Genomic DNA, 16,876 nt, shown 5'->3' with positions numbered 1-16,876 from the left:
CAAATAATATAATTATTTTCTGTCACATTGATGTAACAAAAAAGTTGTATGATAAGAATGAATTTTGTTTATAAGGAAACAATTGCTTTAAAGTTAACGGAGGAAAAAAGAATGAAAGTATTAATCGCAGATGATGAACAAGATATGCTTAAAATTTTAAAAGCATATTTTGAAAAGGAAGGTTTTGAAGTTCTTTTAGCGAGAGATGGAGAGGAAGCACTTCAAATATTTTATGATGAGAAAATTGATTTAGCTATTTTAGATTGGATGATGCCGAAAACTAATGGGATCACTGTATGTCAGGAAATAAAAAAGAATTCAAGTGTAAAAGTATTAATGCTTACTGCTAAAAGTGAAAATGAAGATGAACTAGCTGCGTTGCAAATCGGGGCAGATGAATATGTGAAAAAACCATTCCACCCAGGCGTGCTACTGACGCGAGCGAAAAAGCTGGTACAACAGGATGATGTCATACAAGTTCAAGATTTAAAGATAGATTTTACAAAAAATAGAGTATACAAAAATGATAAGGAATTAGATATTACAAAAACAGAACTGGAATTAATAAAATGCTTTTTAAATCATAAAGGAACGATTTTAACGAGAAAAAAATTGTTAGATATCGTATGGGGATTTGACTATTTCGGTGATGAGCGGACAGTGGATACACATGTTAGAAGGTTGCGGAAAAAAATTGGGGATAATATTATAAAAACACATCGTGGTTTAGGATATAGTTTGGAGGATAGATGTGAATAAGCTCGGTAAAAAACTATTTCTTAGCATATCTTTAACAGTAATACTTATTTTTACGATTTCGTTATTATTAATTAACTATTTTTTGCCGAAATATAATATTTATAAAACGCGTGAGAATGTAAATCGAATTACAAGTCAAATACAATCATCGTCAAGTGACCAAATAGAAGACGTAATAAACAAAGTTGAAAATGAGAGTAATGTTACAATTGCGTATACACCCATAAACAATTCAGAAGATGAAATAAATGAAGCATTACGTACGCAGCTTACAAAAAAAAGAGTTTCTTTGAATAAGCTTTGGATTACGAAAGAAGAAATAATGAAAGTGAAAAGCTTAGGGCAATCGAACAAATTGTATGATCAAGAAAAATTAAAAGCGAATTTTTTTGCGAAATATATCGCGAAAGATAATATGTTGATTTTAGTAGGTGTTTCGATTGCACATTCAAATGAATTAATAAAAACGCTGAATACATTATATATATATATATTAGGTTTCTCCATATTTCTTGTCGTTGTACTTGTTTGGATACTTTCAAAAACAATTACTACTCCATTGAAAGAATTAAGTGATGTTGCTGAAGATATTTCAAATCTTGATTTCAAAAGAACGAAAGTAAAAACAAATGATGAAATTGGTGATTTAGCCAATAGCATTAATATTATGAGTGATAAACTACATGAAGCTCATCAAGATTTAACAAATCGAAATGAACATTTAAAACAATTTATGGGCGATATTACGCATGAATTAAAAACACCGATTGCGCTAGTGAAAGCATATTCTATGGGAATTAAAGATGGTTTAGATGATGGTACATATTTGGATACAATCATTAAACAAACAGATCAAATATCAAATCTAATTGAAGAGTTATTACGGTTTTCAAAATTAGAAAGAGACGTATTGCAGAAAGAAGAATTTCCTATTGAACCACTAATCCAAAGTGTAATTGATAAACACAAAATTGAACTGCACACGAAAGAAATAGACTTACAGGTGGAATATAATATTGATGAAGCAAATGTTTATGCTGATTTAAACAAAATGAGAATGGTATTTCAAAATTTAATTTCTAACGCGATAAAATATACAACGACTCAAAATATAAAAATTACACTACAAGAGAAAAAGGACGCCGTGTATTTTCAAATTCAAAATGGTATTGATACGGAGGCTAGTAAAGATATCAAAAATATTTGGGAACCTTTTTACGTATTAGAATCTTCGCGTAGTAAAGAAAAATCAGGTACTGGATTAGGTCTAGCGATTGTAAAAAGCATTGTAGAAAGACATGGATTTGAATATGGAGTTTCAGTAGTAGAAGAAGAAATACAATTTTATATATATTTGGAGAGGAGCTAATGATTATTAGTTCCTCTTTTGTTATCGTTAAAGGTTCGAATGTTCTACAAATTTCTCAACTTTTATATAAATTATAAACTGAATTTTCTGTTATTTTGATGTATAGTAAGAGAAGGAATATATGGGGAGGGAAGAGCTTGAAGAAAAAGAGACTAACAATCACACTTTCAGCAATGTTATCTTTAACGCTTACATCAGGAATCACTAGTATGACAGTGCATGCAGAGAAAAATGAGGAGAATTCTATAAAAAGATTAAATGTACCATTAAATGGTACGATTTCAGAAGAGATACTTTCAGCAACGAAGGTTGAATTAGAAAATGGAATGACGAAACCAATCTATTCACTGGATGAGGCGATTGTAGAAAATCTATTTGTAGAAACAGAAGTGGATAGTGACCGAGATGGTAAAAAAGATCGTGTATCAATAAAGGTCATGCGTCCAAAGACAAATCCTGGTGTTAAAGTTCCGGTAATTTATGAAATGAGTCCATACCGAGCTGGGTTAAAAGATGTACCAGTTTATAATGTAGATGAAGAGCTACATGCTGTTGAGAGAAAACCGTATGCAGCAGTTAATCTCGGATCATATGGAAATTATTATGTTCCGAGAGGATATGCAGTTATTTTAGGAGAGAGTATTGGTACTGGAAAATCAGAGGGGTGTCCAACAACTGGAGATGAACAAGAAATTCTTGGCACGAAATCTGTCATTGATTGGATAAATGGACGAGCGAAAGCATATTCAGAAGACGGTAAGGAAATACAAGCGGGATGGTCTACAGGAAATGTGGGAATGACAGGTGTTTCGTATAATGGTACTTTGCCGAATGCTGTAGCAACGACTGGGATTGAAGGGTTAAAAACCATTATCCCAATTGCAGCGATTAGTAGTTGGTATGATTATTACCGTGCGAATGGAGCAGTAATTGCGCCAGGTGGATACCAAGGAGAAGATACAGATAATATGGCAGAAGCGATACTGACAAGAAAGGATCCAGAAGTTTGTAAAAAAATCATTAAAGAACTTACTGACGGCCAAGATCGAAAAACAGGGGATTATAATAAATTCTGGGACAAGCGTAACTATGTGAAAGACGCTAAAAATGTGAAGGCAAGTGTATTCATTGTACACGGTTTAAATGATTGGAATGTAAAAACAAAACAGTTCGAACAGTGGTGGGAAGCTCTTGAAAAAAATGATATTCCTCGTAAAATGTGGTTACATCAAGGTGGACATGGTGGAACGTCCAGTAATAATTGGCAACAAACGCAAAATAAATGGTTTGATTATTGGCTATATGGAATTGAAAATGGAATCATGGATGAACCAATGGTAGATGTGCAACGTGAAAATAAGACGTGGCAAAAAATAAAAAACTGGCCAGATCCTGCAGCTGCTCCATCGAAAATACGTATGGTTTTAAGCAATAAAGCAGTAAAGTTGCCATTAAGTATGGGGAATGTAAATCAAGCCTTTTCGATACTAGATGATGCGAAAATGAAATCAAACCAATTAGTAGAAAATCCAGAATTAGAAGTGCCGAATCGCTTAGTATATATGATGCCTGTATTGCAAAAAGATATGAGAATAAGCGGCACTCCTAAAATTTCGTTTAAGGGGAATATCGACCGTTCGGTATCAAATTTAACAGCATTACTTGTTGATTATGGTGGAGCGAAAACTGAAATTGTAACGAGGGGTTGGATGGATCCGCAAAATTTGAATAGCATAGAATATTCAACGGCGATTCAACCTGGGAAAGATTATACATTTACATGGGACATGCAGCCGGATGATTATGTATTTAAAGCAGGACATCAAATCGGAGTCGTTTTCATTGCAAGTGATTATGATTATACGATTAGACCGAAAGCGGGAACAAAATTGACAATCAAACTTAGCGAATTGACATTACCGATTGTAAAATAAAAAATCTGTTAAGATAAAAAAGAAGATAACTATCTACTATATGTAGAAATTTATCTTCTTTTTTCATTCGCATGTTTATAGAATTTTAGTATATGAATTTTTTATTTTGTCCAAGCATTTTCTTCAAAATCACATCACCGTATTTCAAATATTAAAGACGATTGAAGGAAAGAAGCGATAATTAAGAAGCCGACTATAGTTGGCTTTTTTGAGTTAGAAGCTACAATGGATTGAACATACAAAAATATCATTTCGTCAAACAAATGTCACATAAAGAGTTTATAGTGTATGTAGAAAAATTAAATATACACAACGCAGGAGATGAAATGATGAGAAAGGTTTTAAAATATATATTTTTATTGGCTGTAGTAATTACTTTAATTTATGTGACTTATACAAATTATGAAAAGCAGAAAGAAATTAAAAATAATAAATTAATAATTAGAGAGATTTCAGAGCAGTATGGTATGCCGGAATGGATTCCACTATCAATTGCAGATTACGAAACAAAATTTAACCGAAAAGCAGTAGGGGATAAAGGAACATCTTTTGGTCTATTTCAATTGCATCGAGGTGGATTAGCACCGGCACAATTGTCAGAAGAAAGTTTAATGGATGCGAAAACGAATGCAACAATAGCAGTTTCTAATATGGTAAATGCATATGAACGTGGTGTGAAAAAGGGGTTAAAAAATTGGGAGTTGCTTAAATATGTCGCTAATAAATCAGGTTGGCCAGGAAACTTAGGAGAAGATTGGACTGATAATAATACAAAGTATAATGTGGGGTTAGAAAAATCATATCAATTGTATAAGAAAGAGAAGTAGATATAAAAAGCATTTCCGGTTTTGGGAAATGCTTTTTATATGCTATAGTATAATAGTGTTTTGGATTCGTATTATTCCAACATAGTTCCAATTTTATTATATAGTATTTTTACATTAAATAATGCTGGAACGTATTTTTTTATATAAGGAGCAATAGGATAGGAATATGAAAAATATAGATTTTATATTAGAAAGTGACGAAACGTTAAAACCATCGGAACGGTTGGTATTATTATTACTAGAAAAGCATAGAATGTTATATACAAACGATCTATTAGCACTCTCAAATTTATCATACAAAACGTTAACAGACTCGTTAACAGCACTTGTTGTAAAATCGTATGTATTAAAAGATACAGGTAAGGGAAGAAAGCAAAATTGTTATAGATTAATTTGATAGAAATATCGTCTATAGAATCTTTTTAAGTAAGCAATTTTCATATGTAAGGGTAAATGTTGTTTTTTATTTTCAAATGATAAAAAACTAAACAGTGCATATGAAATACTTATTTTTACATGTCAAAGCACGTATTCATGAAATGTATAATTCTATTTCATTTTTATTAAAGTTATCTTTATTGTGTGTGAAAATAAACGATTATAAAAACGAAACAAAAAAACAATCCACCACGTTAAGGGATTGTTTTTTTGTTTGAATAATAAATTCCGGAAAATAATATTATTATGTAAACTTGTTTTGTGAAAGGAACATGTAATTCATACATAGAAATAGTAGTAAAGAAGCGAAGTTAATGGCTTCTGTTTGTACCGGGGCTTTGTTACTTACGAAAGCTGATTTGCTAAATTTTAAACGAGCAACAACACATTGGGCTAGCATTGCAAGTTTTAGAAAGGAGTTTCCGAATGTAGAAGTACTTGAGAATGTGAAATTTGTTGATGAAGGACATATTATTACGTCTGGAGGAATTTTAGCTGGAATGAATATGTCATTTCATATTGTGAAAAATTTGTTAGATGTTGAGGTTGCTGAGGCGACTGCGAAAAGAATGGAGTATGATATTAATTTACGTAATTAAGTTCAAAATAAACCCAGCAGTTGTAACTCTCCACTGCTGGGTTTATTTTATATTGAAGTTATATACGTTAATTCCTCATCTGTTAGGAGAGGACGAATAGATGCATCTGCATTTTCTTTCGTTTGTTTTTCTGTTTTTGCACCAGGAATTGCGACAGATACAGCTGGATGAGAGAGAACATAGCGCAGAGCAAGCTGTCCTAAGCTTTGATTTTTATTAGAAAGTAATCGGAGTTTCTCTACTTTTTGTAAATCTTCTTGAAACCACGTTTCTTTTGGCCATTCCTGACGTAAATCCCCATCAGGAAAGGTAGTTTCATTTGTAAACTTTCCAGTTAATATTCCCATTTTTAATGGACCTCGAATAACTGCGCCTAGATGTTTCTCTTGTAAGTACGGTAGTATATCTTCTTCTGGATTTCGATTTAGTATATTGTAATCGAGCTGTACAACATCAATTGCATCGTTGTTATTGAAGTGTTTTATATATTGGAAGTCATGAGTAGAAACACCGACAGCTCTTACTTTACCGTCACGCTTTAATATTTCAAACGCGCGTAAAAATGCCTCTGTTTCTTCTTTTTTATCCCACCAAATATGGCAAAAATACACATCGATATAATCTGTTTGTAGGCGTAGTAAGCTCGTTTCAAATACTGCGATGACTTTTTCTACTGTATTATAAACAGGCTCTCCAGTAGGATCATAGTGATGTCCAATTAAGCCACCTTTAGTTGATAAAACGATGTCTTCACGGTGTTTTTTTATAGCTTGTGCTACTAACTTTTCGCTATGACCTAATCCGTATACATCGGCAGTATCGATGAAATTCACACCACATTCAATAGCTTTTTTCATAGCAGTAATAGACTGTTCATCATTAACAGGGCCCCATTCGTCACCACCAATTGCCCAAGCACCATAGCCGACTTCTGAAACAGTTATCCCTGTTTTTCCTAATGTACGGTAATGCATCGGTTTTCCTCCTTACTGTCAGGATGTTATAACATTCATATGTAACGAGGAGATTTATGTGTTTAAACGTACTTCTACAATAGATGAAAAAGAATAACATAAACTACTATTTTGTAGCATAAACAATAAAAATTTTCATCTGAAATATAGAGATGTCGTCGAACGCTATCTCTAATTGGTTGATTTATGAGATTTTTTTATGAAGGAGCTTATTTTATAAGAATAGAATTTAGGTTTATAAGAGATCATGCCGGTAGCATTGAAATAAAATGGGTTAGGGGGATTTGAAAATGAGGAGACTCAAGAAAGTGAATGTTCCTAATATACCACACCATCAATCACAACCGAATGAACACCGAGTTATAAACAAGAAAAAGATAAGGCGGTTGATTTTAGTTTTTATTTTTATTTCAGCGGCGACTTTTTACGTCCATTATATTTTAACGAAACAACAAGAAATGATTAAAGGGAAACGGGATACAATTAATAATCAGCAAAAACAATTGGTTTCTTTAAAGAAAGATTCACGTTATTTAAAAAGTGAAGTTGAAAATTTAACGGATAACGAAGAAGAAATTTTGAAGTTTGCGAGGAAAGAATATCAATTTTCCAAATCGAACGAAACGATATTTGTATTGCCTAAGTAAATATTTAATATTGAGGAGACAGTTAGCAAAATAGCTAGCAAGTTAGAATATATATTTTCAGAGGTTGGTTACTTAATTATGGAATATATATCGGAATAAATATTGTTAAAATTCTGTCAATTGATTATAATATTTAGTAAGTGGATACGTTTTTTAATCAACGTTGAGTTTACAGCTCATACGTCTCTTAAGAAAACCGTTATCCTCGTATAAGAAAGGAAGATAGCTGTGTACGCTTCGAATACGATTTATGTCGTAGGGGATGCGAAAGCACCTCAAAATAATCCTATTACAGAGAAATTTAAAAGTTATTTTGTAGCATTTGTAATTGAAAAGGATACAGGAGAAATTGTGGATGCAGATTGTTCAGCAACAATTGCATTAACCTCTCAATTTGTAAAACATTTATTTCTACATAAAAATATTAATGATCCAGAATTAGTAACAGAAATAAAAAATCGTTATTTCGGTTCATCTCAAAAGGCGCTGCTTGTTGCTTTAAAAGATGCACAGAAAAAATATAATCAAATTGCTGCTTTGTCTACCAGTTCATAGACAAAATCCAGCCGTAAGAATCGCTCTTATGGCTGGATTTTTTTATTGGACAAAGAAAGGATGAGTAAAATGAAAATTACGGATGTAAAGGTAAAACGTCGATACGTTAAACTTCATACACCATTTAAAACCGCGCTACGCACTGTAACAGAAATTGAAAGTATTGATGTGTTTATTCATACGGATGAAGGGATCGTCGGAAGAGGAGCAGCGACAGCAACACCGGTTATTACAGGTGACTTTGCAAATGGGATAGAAGAATCGATTTTAGGACCAATCCGTTCGGCATTAATTGGGAAAGATATACTTCAATTTCAAACATTATTGCTGCACATTCAAACGAGCTGTGTAGGAAATACAAGTGCCAAGGCAGCGGTAGATATGGCTTTATATGATGTGTACTGTCAATTTCATAATATACGCCTATATGCGTTATTAGGTGGAATGAAAGAGATTCATACCGATATTACAGTAAGTGTAGATGAGCCTTTGCTAATGGCGAAAGAAGCAAAGAAACATGTGGAAAAGGGATTTAAAACATTAAAAATTAAAGTTGGTAAATCTGCTCATTTAGATTTAGAACGCATTGAGGCGATTAGAAATATTGTGTCAAAAGATACGACGTTACGTTTAGACGCAAACCAAGGGTGGAGTCCAAAAGAAGCTGTTTCTATTATTAAAGAAATGGAAAATAGAAATTTAAATATAGAATTTGTGGAACAACCAGTTCATGCGAAAGATTGGGATGGATTAAAGTATGTAAAAGACAATGTACAAACGCCTATTATGGCTGATGAAAGTGTTTTTTCGGCAGTGGATGCGCTAAAGCTCGTTCAAGGACGTTATGCAGATTTGTTAAATATTAAATTAATGAAGTGCGGTGGTATACGAGAAGCTTGGAAAATTGCTGATATCGCTGAAGCAGCAGGTGTGGAATGTATGGTTGGAAGCATGATGGAATCTTCACTTTCAGTTAGCGCTGTTGCGCATATAGCCGCTGCACATCCGAACATTCGTTATTTTGACCTTGATGCTCCGTTATGGTTATTAGAAGAGCCAGATGGAATGAGTTTTAGCGGATCAAAGGTAAACCTGCATCATGCAGTGAATATAAAATCTTAGAAGAATGCTGGATTTATGAAAAATGTGTAACTTATAAACTATCTTTTAAGGGGGATGTTTATGAAAAAAATGGGAACTGCATTATTGACGACTTTATTTATTTTCTCATCTTTCACAGCGGTAAGTGCTGAAGAAAACAAGGATAATAAGGCATTTATAGATGTAGCTGCTGCAACGTTATGGACCGGACCTGATTTACTTCGTCCAATTGATGAGCCGAGTGCGACAAATCCTGTTGATTTATGGAAATGGACGAAATCTATGACGCTTGATGAAAAGCTTTGGTTAACAAATACAAATAAATTAGAAACGCAAGCTTTACTCGGTCAAGAAGTAACTGTCATTGATAAACAAGGTGAATGGGTGAAAGTGTTAGTACATGGGCAACCAACACCGCGAAATGAAGAAGGTTATCCAGGGTGGATGCCTGCGAAACAATTGACATATAATCAAGAATTTGCAGAAAAGACAGATCAGCCATTCGTTTTAATAACAAAACCAACAGCGATTTTATATATAAATCCGTCTGAAAAAAATAAAGCGCTTGAAGTGAGTTATAATACGCGTTTACCGCTTATTAGTGAAGATGCTATTTCATATCGTGTTTTATTGCCAAATGGTCAAAAGGCGTGGTTACGAAAGAAAGATGGTGCTGTTTATCGTTCCCAAAATGATATTCCTACTCCAACAGGTGATGATTTAGTGAATACTGGGAAGATGTTTTTAGGGTTACCATATATATGGGCTGGAACAAGTGGATTTGGATTTGATTGCTCCGGTTTTACTCATACAATTTATAAATCTCATGGAATTACAATTCCGCGAGATTCTGGACCGCAGTCAAAAGCAGGTATTGCGGTTGATAAAGATCACTTACAAAAAGGAGATTTAATATTCTTTGCACATAATCAAGGAAAAGGAAGTGTTCACCACGTAGGGATGTATATTGGTGACGGGAATATGATTCACTCTCCAAGAGCTGAAAGAAGTGTTGAAATTATTCCTTTAAATACACCAGGATATATAGAAGAATACGCTGGCGCTCGTCGTTACTTACCTTATTAAAACGAATGGGGGGGGTTGAAATGAAAAAGATTGTCCGCTACTCATTAGTTAGTACGCTACTTGTCTCTTCATTTTTAGTTGGCTGCGGGAAAGAAAAAACAACTACAAAACCGAAAGATGAGAAGAAAGTATTGCAGTTAATAGAAACTGGTGAAATCCCATCATTGAATTCAGTAAAAGTAACAGATGCTGTTTCGTTTAATGTTTTGAATAATGTTATGGAGGGATTATTCCGATTATCAAAAAATGATGAAGTCATTGTAGCTGCGGCGCAAACATATGAAGTTAGTAAAGATGGAAAAACATATACATTTCATTTACGTGATGCCAAATGGTCGAATGGAGATCCAGTAACAGCTCATGATTTCGTATATGCTTGGAAGCAACTTATTAATCCAGATACAGCGTCTCAATATGCATATATTGCGTATGATGTAAAAAACGCTGAAAAGATAAATAAGAAGCGAATGGGATTAGAGGAATTAGGTGTGAAAGTGCAAGATGATAAAACATTTGTTGTTGAATTAGAACATCCTGTACCGTATTTTACGAAGTTACTTAGCTTACCATCCTTTTATCCAATTAATGAAAAGTATGCGAAAGGACAAGGTGATAAGTACGGTTTAGAAGCAAATAAAACAGTGTACAATGGGCCATTTACATTATCAGAGTGGAAACATGAAGCAAGTTTCACAATGAAGAAAAACAATCAATATTGGGATGAAAAAGAAGTGAAATTAGATGAAGTAAATTATCAAATCGTAAAAGAAATTTCGACGGCGGTAAATTTATATGAAACAGATAAAGTTGACCGTGCTGTCATTTCTACAGAGTTCGTTGATAAATATAAAAATAATAAAGAACTGAAACAATATACAGATCCTGTTATGTACTTCTTCCGTTTTAATGAAAATGTACCGATTCTTAAAAATAAAAATGCCCGCCTTGCATTAAGCCTTGCGTTTGATAAGAAGGGGCTTGCAACTTCATTTTTAAATGATGGATCGGTAGCTGCTAATTACTACGTTCCGAAAGGATTTTTAAAGGGGCCAGATAAAAAAGATTTTAGAGAAACAGCAGGTGAGTTTAATAAAACGAATGTAAAACAGGCGAAAGAATATTGGGAAAAAGCAAAGCAAGAAACTGGGACAAATGAAGTAACGTTAGAAATGTTAAACTATGATCTAGAAAACTTTAAAAAAGTAGGAGAATATATTAAAGAACAATTAGAGAAGAGTTTACCTGGTTTAACAGTAAACGTGAAACTACAGCCACACTCTCAAAAACTAGCGCTAGAGAAAAAGAAAGAATATGAAATGTCATTATCCCGTTGGTTACCTGATTACCCAGATCCGATGACATACTTAGAAGTTTTTCTTTCAGAAAGTGGTGTGAATAATACAGGGTATGCAAATCCAGAATATGACGCATTAATTAAGAAGATAAAAACAGAATTAGGAAACAATGAAAAAGTACGATGGAAAGCAATGCAAGACGCAGAAAAAATGTTACTTGATGACGGAGTAATTGCACCAGTATTCCAGCGCGGACTGTCTTATTTACAAAAGCCATATGTGAAAGAATTATACGTACATCAATTCGGCCCAGCAACGAGCTTAAAATGGGCAGATATACAAAAATAGAGTGCAAAAAAACAGACTTCGTTTATACGTTAGTCTGTTTTTTTATCCAAGAATGAAAAAGAACTATAGTATAATTTACCGGTATGTAAGTAGAGTAAGAAGGGGAATTATGTCTGTTATTGTAGATGGAAAGGCATTATATACGAAACGATTATATATGAGAAAATCAAATGTAGAAAATGTTGATCATACCGGACGTTTATTATCGTATTTTGAGTTTTGTAGACCTTCAAATGGAAATAGACATTTAACGTGTTTTTTCGACAATGAAAAATAAAATTATTACTAAATTTGCAGTGTGAAATATATGTAGAATCTTGTATAATTAATATGTTTCTTTGGAAACATTTTCTGACGCTATGAGTGCATTAGTTTGTAGAGGCGAAGGAGGAAACATATATATGTAAAAAATAGATACATAGAATGGAGCATTTTTATAGAATAAAGGAGAAAAAGAATGATGACGTGTCATAAACGAGGGTTACAATTTTTAAGTAAAAGAAAGTGGGATAAGCGATGAAGATGAAACATGCTTTTGGACCAATTATTTTAGCGTGTATACTCTTTTTAATTGTACTACTTATCCCATCTAAAAGTTTAGTATCATTAATTAGTGATAAAAAAGTTGAAGATGCGGCAACTTCCTTACAAAAAGAGAAATTACAAGGCGTTTTCTTACAACAAAAAATGTTAGAGAATTCGAAGTATTTACCGATGTACGGTTCATCTGAGTTTTCTCGAATGGATGCATATCATCCATCTAATTATTTTAAAGTAAACCCTGCAGGTTTTACACCATTTTTAATAGGTACTGGTGGTACGCAAAGTTTAGCTCATATTTTAAATATGACGTCTACAATTGACCAATTAGAAGGAAAGAAAGTAGTGTTTGTTCTTTCGCCTCAATGGTTTACAAAAAGCGGTGTAAAAGAAGGAGATTTTACGAATAATTTCTCTAAGCAACAAGCATATCATTTTATTTTTAATGATGAAATACAACCTGAAATGAAAAAGAAAATTGCGAAACGATTACTAGATTATAAAGTTGTTCGTAAGGATGCGATTTTAAAAAGTTCATTAGAAGGTATTGTATACAATGATAGAACACATAACGTAAAAGCGGGGTTAGTCAAACCGCTAGCTTATATGCACCGAAATATTTTAGATCATCGAGATTTATTTAACTCTCTATTTAAGATTGAACCGATGAAAGAGAAAAAGAATGTAGGATTACGTTCACTTTCTTGGGAAGATGCACGTAAACTTGCAGAGCAAGAAGGACAATTAGAATCTACAACAAATACATTTGGAATTGAAAACCCGTACTATTATAAAAATAATTTGAAAAAGAAATTAAAGTCGTTGAAAAACTTTAGAGCGAATGAGTCTTACGATGATTCGCCAGAATATGATGACTTACAAATCGTTTTAGATATTTTTAAACAAAAGAATGTAAAGCCACTCTTTATTTCTGTTCCTGTAAATGGACCATGGTATGATTACACAGGCTTCCCGAAAGAGCGCCGTGATGTTTATTATAAAAAGGTTCACGAGCAAATTGAGAAAGCAGGATATCCGATTGTAGATTTCTCGAGCCACGAATACGATAAGTACTTCTTAAAAGATACGATTCATTTAGGCTGGAAAGGCTGGATCTATGTAGATGAAGCAGTGCAGAAATTTTATTCTGAAAAATAATATGTAGATGCTAGAAGCAGGAACGGCAATTAAGCCGTTCCTGTTTTTTAGTATAAAGGATTTTGGTGCGGACAATTTGGGAAGGGATGTATATCTTGAATCTGTTTAAAGTCATAATGTTTCATTGCGAATTGAGCTTGATAAAGGTATTCGTAAACAAAAACTTGGCCATCATGTGCACTGCATAAAACGCCAGAAGTTCCTTGCCCATTAATGAAGGAGATACCGACAGGACGTCCGATTAAGTACTGTATTTTTTGTTGCCAATGCATAGGTGAATAACTCCTTTTTAACTACTATACGAAGGAAGGGATTCGATTGTTGCTTATCCCTTTGAAAATAAGAAAGGACCCCTTCAAATTTCGAAAGGGGTCTATCGAGGCTAAATATTTATTTTACTTGCTTATCGATTTTATTTCGTTTCTTTAAGGCAACTTTCATTGCAAAATACAAAATAATAAGCACAACTCCACCTATAGCGAACGATTTCACATATGGGCCAGCAACTTCATTTATATTACCCCAGTTTTCTCCAAGCTTTTCACCTAAATAAATGAAAATGATAGACCAAGGAATAATCGCAAGTCCTGTTAATGTAATGAAACGTAAAAGCGGCATTTTTGTAATTCCGGCAGGAATTGAAATCGCATGGCGGACGACAGGAATGAAACGTGCTGTGAAAATTACGCCAGTTCCGTAACGATTAAACCATACTTCAGCAGCATCAATTTGTTTTTTATGAATGAAAATATATTTTCCATAACGTTCTAGTACAGGGCGTCCTCCGTATCGTCCAATCCAATAAATAAAGATTTGTGCAATAACCCCGCCAATTGTACCGAATATAACTGCGCCTATAAAAGAAATACTTTCATTTGATACTAAGTATCCTGCATAAGCAAGGACGATTTCACTTGGAATAATCTCAATCATAAGTCCAAGCATAATGCCCCAATAACCTAATCCTTCAAAAAACGTTAATACAGAATGAATAAAACTACTTAACATTGTTGCACCTGCTAGTTCATAATTTTTTTCGAATAAAAGTCTTTTTTATTTAACAACATAAAAAGTTTACCACATGCAAATTATACCTTATTTATTGAATTGATTGCCATTCCAAGACGCTTTTATAATTCATATATGTTTTTCTAGTTTCTATAGTAAAGGATATGAATTGAGTTTTCATGAAGAGATAATGAAAAGAGTATTAAAAATTTCTCATTTTATATGTAGTAAAAATAGGGGAGGGTGTTTTTATCTTTGTTGTTTTTTTCCGCAATGTTGATATCCCTTGTCGTATAGTTGATATATCGGAAAAATCGTTGATATAATTTCGTATACCATAATTTATAATGACATAAAAAGAGGAGCGTAATTTGCTCCTCTTTTTTACGGCTTCACATCTAAGTTTTGTAAAAACAGTGTCGCCGAAACGTAACGTTTCGCTAACATTTGTACATATGCGGTATGTACAGAGAGTGTTGCGATAATAATAGCGTTACGAATCGCTTCGCGTTGTTCGTTATTAATTTGATCAAACTGACTCGCAATTTTATCTGCTTTTTCTTTCACAATGTTTTCAATCGTATGAATGGTATCTGTTGCATTTAGTTGTAAACAATTCCCTTGATTTAATTCTTCAAATAAAGAGGAGTAAGCTACATATAAATGAACAGGGTTAATCAAATCATCACTTCGATCGGCAGGGTCGTTTACAATGAGTCGTAATAACTTGCGAATAGATTCAAAATCAAGTGCTGTTTTTAAATCTTCGACAATGAATAGTAAAGCCGCTTGTTCGATTGAGTATTTCTTACCTTTTTGAGGTGAGCCAATCATTTCTTTTATATCTCGTTTCACCCAGTTTTGCATAGCAGTTACAGAGAAACTAGTGTTTTCAATCTGGTTGCCAAGCGCAACAATTTCATTTAAAGAAAACCCGACGTCCGTATCGTCAATCTTAATCAGTTTTTCAAAAATAGGTGAAAGTGCGGTTGTAATAAAAGCAGTAACGCTTTGTCCGCTTTCAATATCTTTTTTATGTGACTTTGCCCAAGCTTCTTGTAAAATACCGAGAGGCTTTTTTGTATTCCATCCTCTTAGTGATAGAAGGAGCGTTGCCATTTCGTTTCGTGTGAGATGAAATGTTTCCATCTTTTCACCTCCAAAATTATAAAAAGTTCTTATGAACCTATAATATGTTTTGTTTCATTTAAAGTCAATTCTGTTTTGCTTAATTTTTCCTTTGTTATGCTTTGTCATGGAATTGTCTTAAGTAAATAATACTTGCATATTTCGACAAAAGTTCATATAATGAGTTCATAAGAACTTTTTATTTGGTTCTAAAATAAATCTATCATTCTTATTTTTATAGAAAGATAGATTTCACATATATCTATAGTAAAAGGAGAATGGATATAATATGTTGAAAAAACTCGTTACAGTAATGACTGCATTTATGGTTATTTTCGGGGCTAGCAGCTTTATGTTCGTAGATCATGCAGCAGCAAAAAGTTACAAGTCTGGTAAAAAATCATTTACACCAAGTTCAGGTCAAAACTCAAAAGTTGATTTAAACAAAAAAGATTCAAATGTAAATTCTCAAAAAACAACTCCAGATTCAAAAACAAAAGCAACAAACACAGCACCAAAAAGTAATAAAGGAAGCTTTATGAAAGGTTTATTACTAGGTGGTCTTGGTGGTTTATTAATGGGAAGCTTATTTGCGAATATGGGGGCACTTGGTTCTGTATTAGCATTCATGGTAAACATGTTAGTAATGGCTGGTATCGTAATGTTAGCAGTTCGTGCATTTAAATACTTTAAAGACCAACGTAAGAAAAAGGCGGAAGAAGTAGCATGGAAACAATAAAAATTTCTGAGCAAGAGCTTATAAATGCACTTTGTGTGTATATCGCTGAAAAAAGACAAGTTAGTCCAGAAGAAGTTCTAGTAGAACTTATGTATGATGACGACTATGGTTTCTCTGCTGAAGTAGAAGTAAATGGTCGTCAGCAAATATTAATTCAAGCGAACTTAATTGAAGCACTTCGCTTATGGCTTGATCGAGAATATAACGTCAATTCATTTGCAGCAAGATTACAGCTTGAATTAGATGATGAAGAAGGTATTTTCGCATTAGCGAAATTTAATAACTCAGATGAGTAGTGAAAAAGGGCTGTTGAGAGCAATCTCAGCAGCTCTTTTTAGTATGTGTATTTTATACTGAAAGTTAATTTGGAA

At 33.3% G+C, this 16,876-nt stretch carries 18 protein-coding genes and 1 pseudogene; 15 read left to right on the top strand and 4 right to left on the bottom strand.

The features are described from left to right. The first annotated feature begins 111 nt into the window (after nucleotides 1–111). The 6 genes and pseudogenes from DJ93_RS26345 to DJ93_RS26320 all read left to right on the top strand — a co-directional run. Nucleotides 112–759: a response regulator transcription factor gene (locus tag DJ93_RS26345; protein ID WP_042983991.1), complete on the top strand. Its 648-nt coding sequence runs from the start codon at nucleotides 112–114 to the stop codon at nucleotides 757–759. Continuing rightward, complete coding sequence (locus DJ93_RS26340) at nucleotides 752–2,128, top strand: sensor histidine kinase (protein ID WP_042983990.1); 1,377 nt, start codon at nucleotides 752–754, stop codon at nucleotides 2,126–2,128. The genes DJ93_RS26345 and DJ93_RS26340 overlap by 8 nt, the downstream gene beginning before the upstream one ends. Before the next feature lie 137 nt (nucleotides 2,129–2,265). Beyond that, nucleotides 2,266–4,062 carry a Xaa-Pro dipeptidyl-peptidase gene (locus DJ93_RS26335; protein WP_042983989.1) on the top strand — a complete coding sequence of 599 codons (1,797 nt, stop codon included), beginning with the start codon at nucleotides 2,266–2,268 and terminating at the stop codon, nucleotides 4,060–4,062. Nucleotides 4,063–4,388: 326 nt separating this feature from the next. Then, the gene (locus DJ93_RS26330) at nucleotides 4,389–4,889 is read left to right on the top strand and encodes a transglycosylase SLT domain-containing protein (protein WP_042984402.1); all 501 of its coding nucleotides are present in this window, start codon (nucleotides 4,389–4,391) and stop codon (nucleotides 4,887–4,889) included. A gap of 166 nt (nucleotides 4,890–5,055) precedes the next feature. Further along, nucleotides 5,056–5,286: a hypothetical protein gene (locus DJ93_RS26325; RefSeq protein WP_042983988.1), complete on the top strand. Its 231-nt coding sequence runs from the start codon at nucleotides 5,056–5,058 to the stop codon at nucleotides 5,284–5,286. 328 nt (nucleotides 5,287–5,614) lie between these two features. Then, nucleotides 5,615–5,926: pseudogene (locus tag DJ93_RS26320) on the top strand (DJ-1/PfpI family protein); the annotation flags it as partial. Nucleotides 5,927–5,973: 47 nt separating this feature from the next. Here the strand turns inward: DJ93_RS26320 and DJ93_RS26315 are convergent. Continuing rightward, the gene (locus DJ93_RS26315) at nucleotides 5,974–6,900 is read right to left on the bottom strand and encodes an aldo/keto reductase (protein ID WP_042983987.1); all 927 of its coding nucleotides are present in this window, start codon (nucleotides 6,898–6,900) and stop codon (nucleotides 5,974–5,976) included. A 290-nt stretch (nucleotides 6,901–7,190) separates the two neighbouring features. Here DJ93_RS26315 and DJ93_RS26310 point away from each other — a divergent pair, with 290 nt between their 5' ends. The 7 genes from DJ93_RS26310 to dltD all read left to right on the top strand — a co-directional run bounded on the left by DJ93_RS26310 (nucleotide 7,191) and on the right by dltD (nucleotide 13,630). Further along, nucleotides 7,191–7,547 carry an FtsB family cell division protein gene (locus DJ93_RS26310; protein WP_042983986.1) on the top strand — a complete coding sequence of 119 codons (357 nt, stop codon included), beginning with the start codon at nucleotides 7,191–7,193 and terminating at the stop codon, nucleotides 7,545–7,547. Nucleotides 7,548–7,775: 228 nt separating this feature from the next. After that, nucleotides 7,776–8,102 (top strand): DUF3870 domain-containing protein, encoded by a 327-nt coding sequence (locus DJ93_RS26305; RefSeq protein WP_042983985.1) that lies wholly within the window; start codon nucleotides 7,776–7,778, stop codon nucleotides 8,100–8,102. A 69-nt stretch (nucleotides 8,103–8,171) separates the two neighbouring features. Continuing rightward, nucleotides 8,172–9,224: a dipeptide epimerase gene (locus tag DJ93_RS26300; protein ID WP_042983984.1), complete on the top strand. Its 1,053-nt coding sequence runs from the start codon at nucleotides 8,172–8,174 to the stop codon at nucleotides 9,222–9,224. Between the two features lie 60 nt (nucleotides 9,225–9,284). Then, the gene (locus tag DJ93_RS26295; RefSeq protein ID WP_042983983.1) at nucleotides 9,285–10,289 is read left to right on the top strand and encodes a C40 family peptidase; all 1,005 of its coding nucleotides are present in this window, start codon (nucleotides 9,285–9,287) and stop codon (nucleotides 10,287–10,289) included. A gap of 20 nt (nucleotides 10,290–10,309) precedes the next feature. Then, a complete protein-coding gene (locus DJ93_RS26290) occupies nucleotides 10,310–11,932 on the top strand; it encodes a peptide ABC transporter substrate-binding protein (RefSeq protein ID WP_042983982.1) in 1,623 nt (540 codons plus the stop codon). A 109-nt stretch (nucleotides 11,933–12,041) separates the two neighbouring features. Then, on the top strand, nucleotides 12,042–12,209 hold the full coding sequence (locus DJ93_RS32905) for a hypothetical protein (RefSeq protein WP_161785263.1): 168 nt from the start codon (nucleotides 12,042–12,044) through the stop codon (nucleotides 12,207–12,209). A gap of 239 nt (nucleotides 12,210–12,448) precedes the next feature. Further along, entirely contained in the window at nucleotides 12,449–13,630 is a 1,182-nt protein-coding gene (gene dltD, locus DJ93_RS26285) for a D-alanyl-lipoteichoic acid biosynthesis protein DltD (protein ID WP_042983981.1), read from the top strand. A 47-nt stretch (nucleotides 13,631–13,677) separates the two neighbouring features. Here the strand turns inward: dltD and DJ93_RS26280 are convergent, their stop codons facing one another. From DJ93_RS26280 to DJ93_RS26270, 3 genes are all read right to left on the bottom strand, one after another. Then, nucleotides 13,678–13,902 (bottom strand): hypothetical protein, encoded by a 225-nt coding sequence (locus DJ93_RS26280; protein ID WP_042983980.1) that lies wholly within the window; start codon nucleotides 13,900–13,902, stop codon nucleotides 13,678–13,680. A 118-nt stretch (nucleotides 13,903–14,020) separates the two neighbouring features. After that, a complete protein-coding gene (gene uptA, locus DJ93_RS26275) occupies nucleotides 14,021–14,638 on the bottom strand; it encodes an undecaprenyl phosphate transporter UptA (RefSeq protein WP_042983979.1) in 618 nt (205 codons plus the stop codon). A 384-nt stretch (nucleotides 14,639–15,022) separates the two neighbouring features. Beyond that, a complete protein-coding gene (locus DJ93_RS26270) occupies nucleotides 15,023–15,787 on the bottom strand; it encodes a DUF1836 domain-containing protein (RefSeq protein WP_042983978.1) in 765 nt (254 codons plus the stop codon). Nucleotides 15,788–16,055: 268 nt separating this feature from the next. On the opposite strand from DJ93_RS26270, the gene DJ93_RS26265 reads away from it, so the two are divergent. Further along, nucleotides 16,056–16,505, top strand: a complete 450-nt coding sequence (locus tag DJ93_RS26265; RefSeq protein ID WP_042983977.1) for a hypothetical protein — start codon at nucleotides 16,056–16,058, stop codon at nucleotides 16,503–16,505. After that, complete coding sequence (locus DJ93_RS26260) at nucleotides 16,493–16,801, top strand: YxcD family protein (protein ID WP_042983976.1); 309 nt, start codon at nucleotides 16,493–16,495, stop codon at nucleotides 16,799–16,801. The genes DJ93_RS26265 and DJ93_RS26260 overlap by 13 nt, the downstream gene beginning before the upstream one ends. Nucleotides 16,802–16,876: the final 75 nt, after the last annotated feature.

Source organism: Bacillus clarus, from assembly GCF_000746925.1.
GTDB classification, from domain to species: Bacteria; Bacillota; Bacilli; order Bacillales; family Bacillaceae_G; genus Bacillus_A; species Bacillus_A clarus.
Note: the sequence above shows the minus strand (reverse complement) of the source record. Positions and strands in the feature narration are given on the sequence as shown.

Coding starts and splice junctions, on each gene's coding strand:
- DJ93_RS26345 (WP_042983991.1), top strand. CDS start 112: ATGAAAGTATTAATCGCAGATGATGAACAAGATATGCTTAAAATTTTA.
- DJ93_RS26330 (WP_042984402.1), top strand. CDS start 4,389: ATGATGAGAAAGGTTTTAAAATATATATTTTTATTGGCTGTAGTAATT.
- DJ93_RS26325 (WP_042983988.1), top strand. CDS start 5,056: ATGAAAAATATAGATTTTATATTAGAAAGTGACGAAACGTTAAAACCA.
- DJ93_RS26315 (WP_042983987.1), bottom strand. CDS start 6,900: ATGCATTACCGTACATTAGGAAAAACAGGGATAACTGTTTCAGAAGTC.
- DJ93_RS26310 (WP_042983986.1), top strand. CDS start 7,191: ATGAGGAGACTCAAGAAAGTGAATGTTCCTAATATACCACACCATCAA.
- DJ93_RS26300 (WP_042983984.1), top strand. CDS start 8,172: ATGAAAATTACGGATGTAAAGGTAAAACGTCGATACGTTAAACTTCAT.
- DJ93_RS26295 (WP_042983983.1), top strand. CDS start 9,285: ATGAAAAAAATGGGAACTGCATTATTGACGACTTTATTTATTTTCTCA.
- DJ93_RS26290 (WP_042983982.1), top strand. CDS start 10,310: ATGAAAAAGATTGTCCGCTACTCATTAGTTAGTACGCTACTTGTCTCT.
- DJ93_RS32905 (WP_161785263.1), top strand. CDS start 12,042: ATGTCTGTTATTGTAGATGGAAAGGCATTATATACGAAACGATTATAT.
- dltD (WP_042983981.1), top strand. CDS start 12,449: ATGAAGATGAAACATGCTTTTGGACCAATTATTTTAGCGTGTATACTC.
- DJ93_RS26280 (WP_042983980.1), bottom strand. CDS start 13,902: ATGCATTGGCAACAAAAAATACAGTACTTAATCGGACGTCCTGTCGGT.
- uptA (WP_042983979.1), bottom strand. CDS start 14,638: ATGTTAAGTAGTTTTATTCATTCTGTATTAACGTTTTTTGAAGGATTA.
- DJ93_RS26270 (WP_042983978.1), bottom strand. CDS start 15,787: ATGGAAACATTTCATCTCACACGAAACGAAATGGCAACGCTCCTTCTA.
- DJ93_RS26265 (WP_042983977.1), top strand. CDS start 16,056: ATGTTGAAAAAACTCGTTACAGTAATGACTGCATTTATGGTTATTTTC.
- DJ93_RS26260 (WP_042983976.1), top strand. CDS start 16,493: ATGGAAACAATAAAAATTTCTGAGCAAGAGCTTATAAATGCACTTTGT.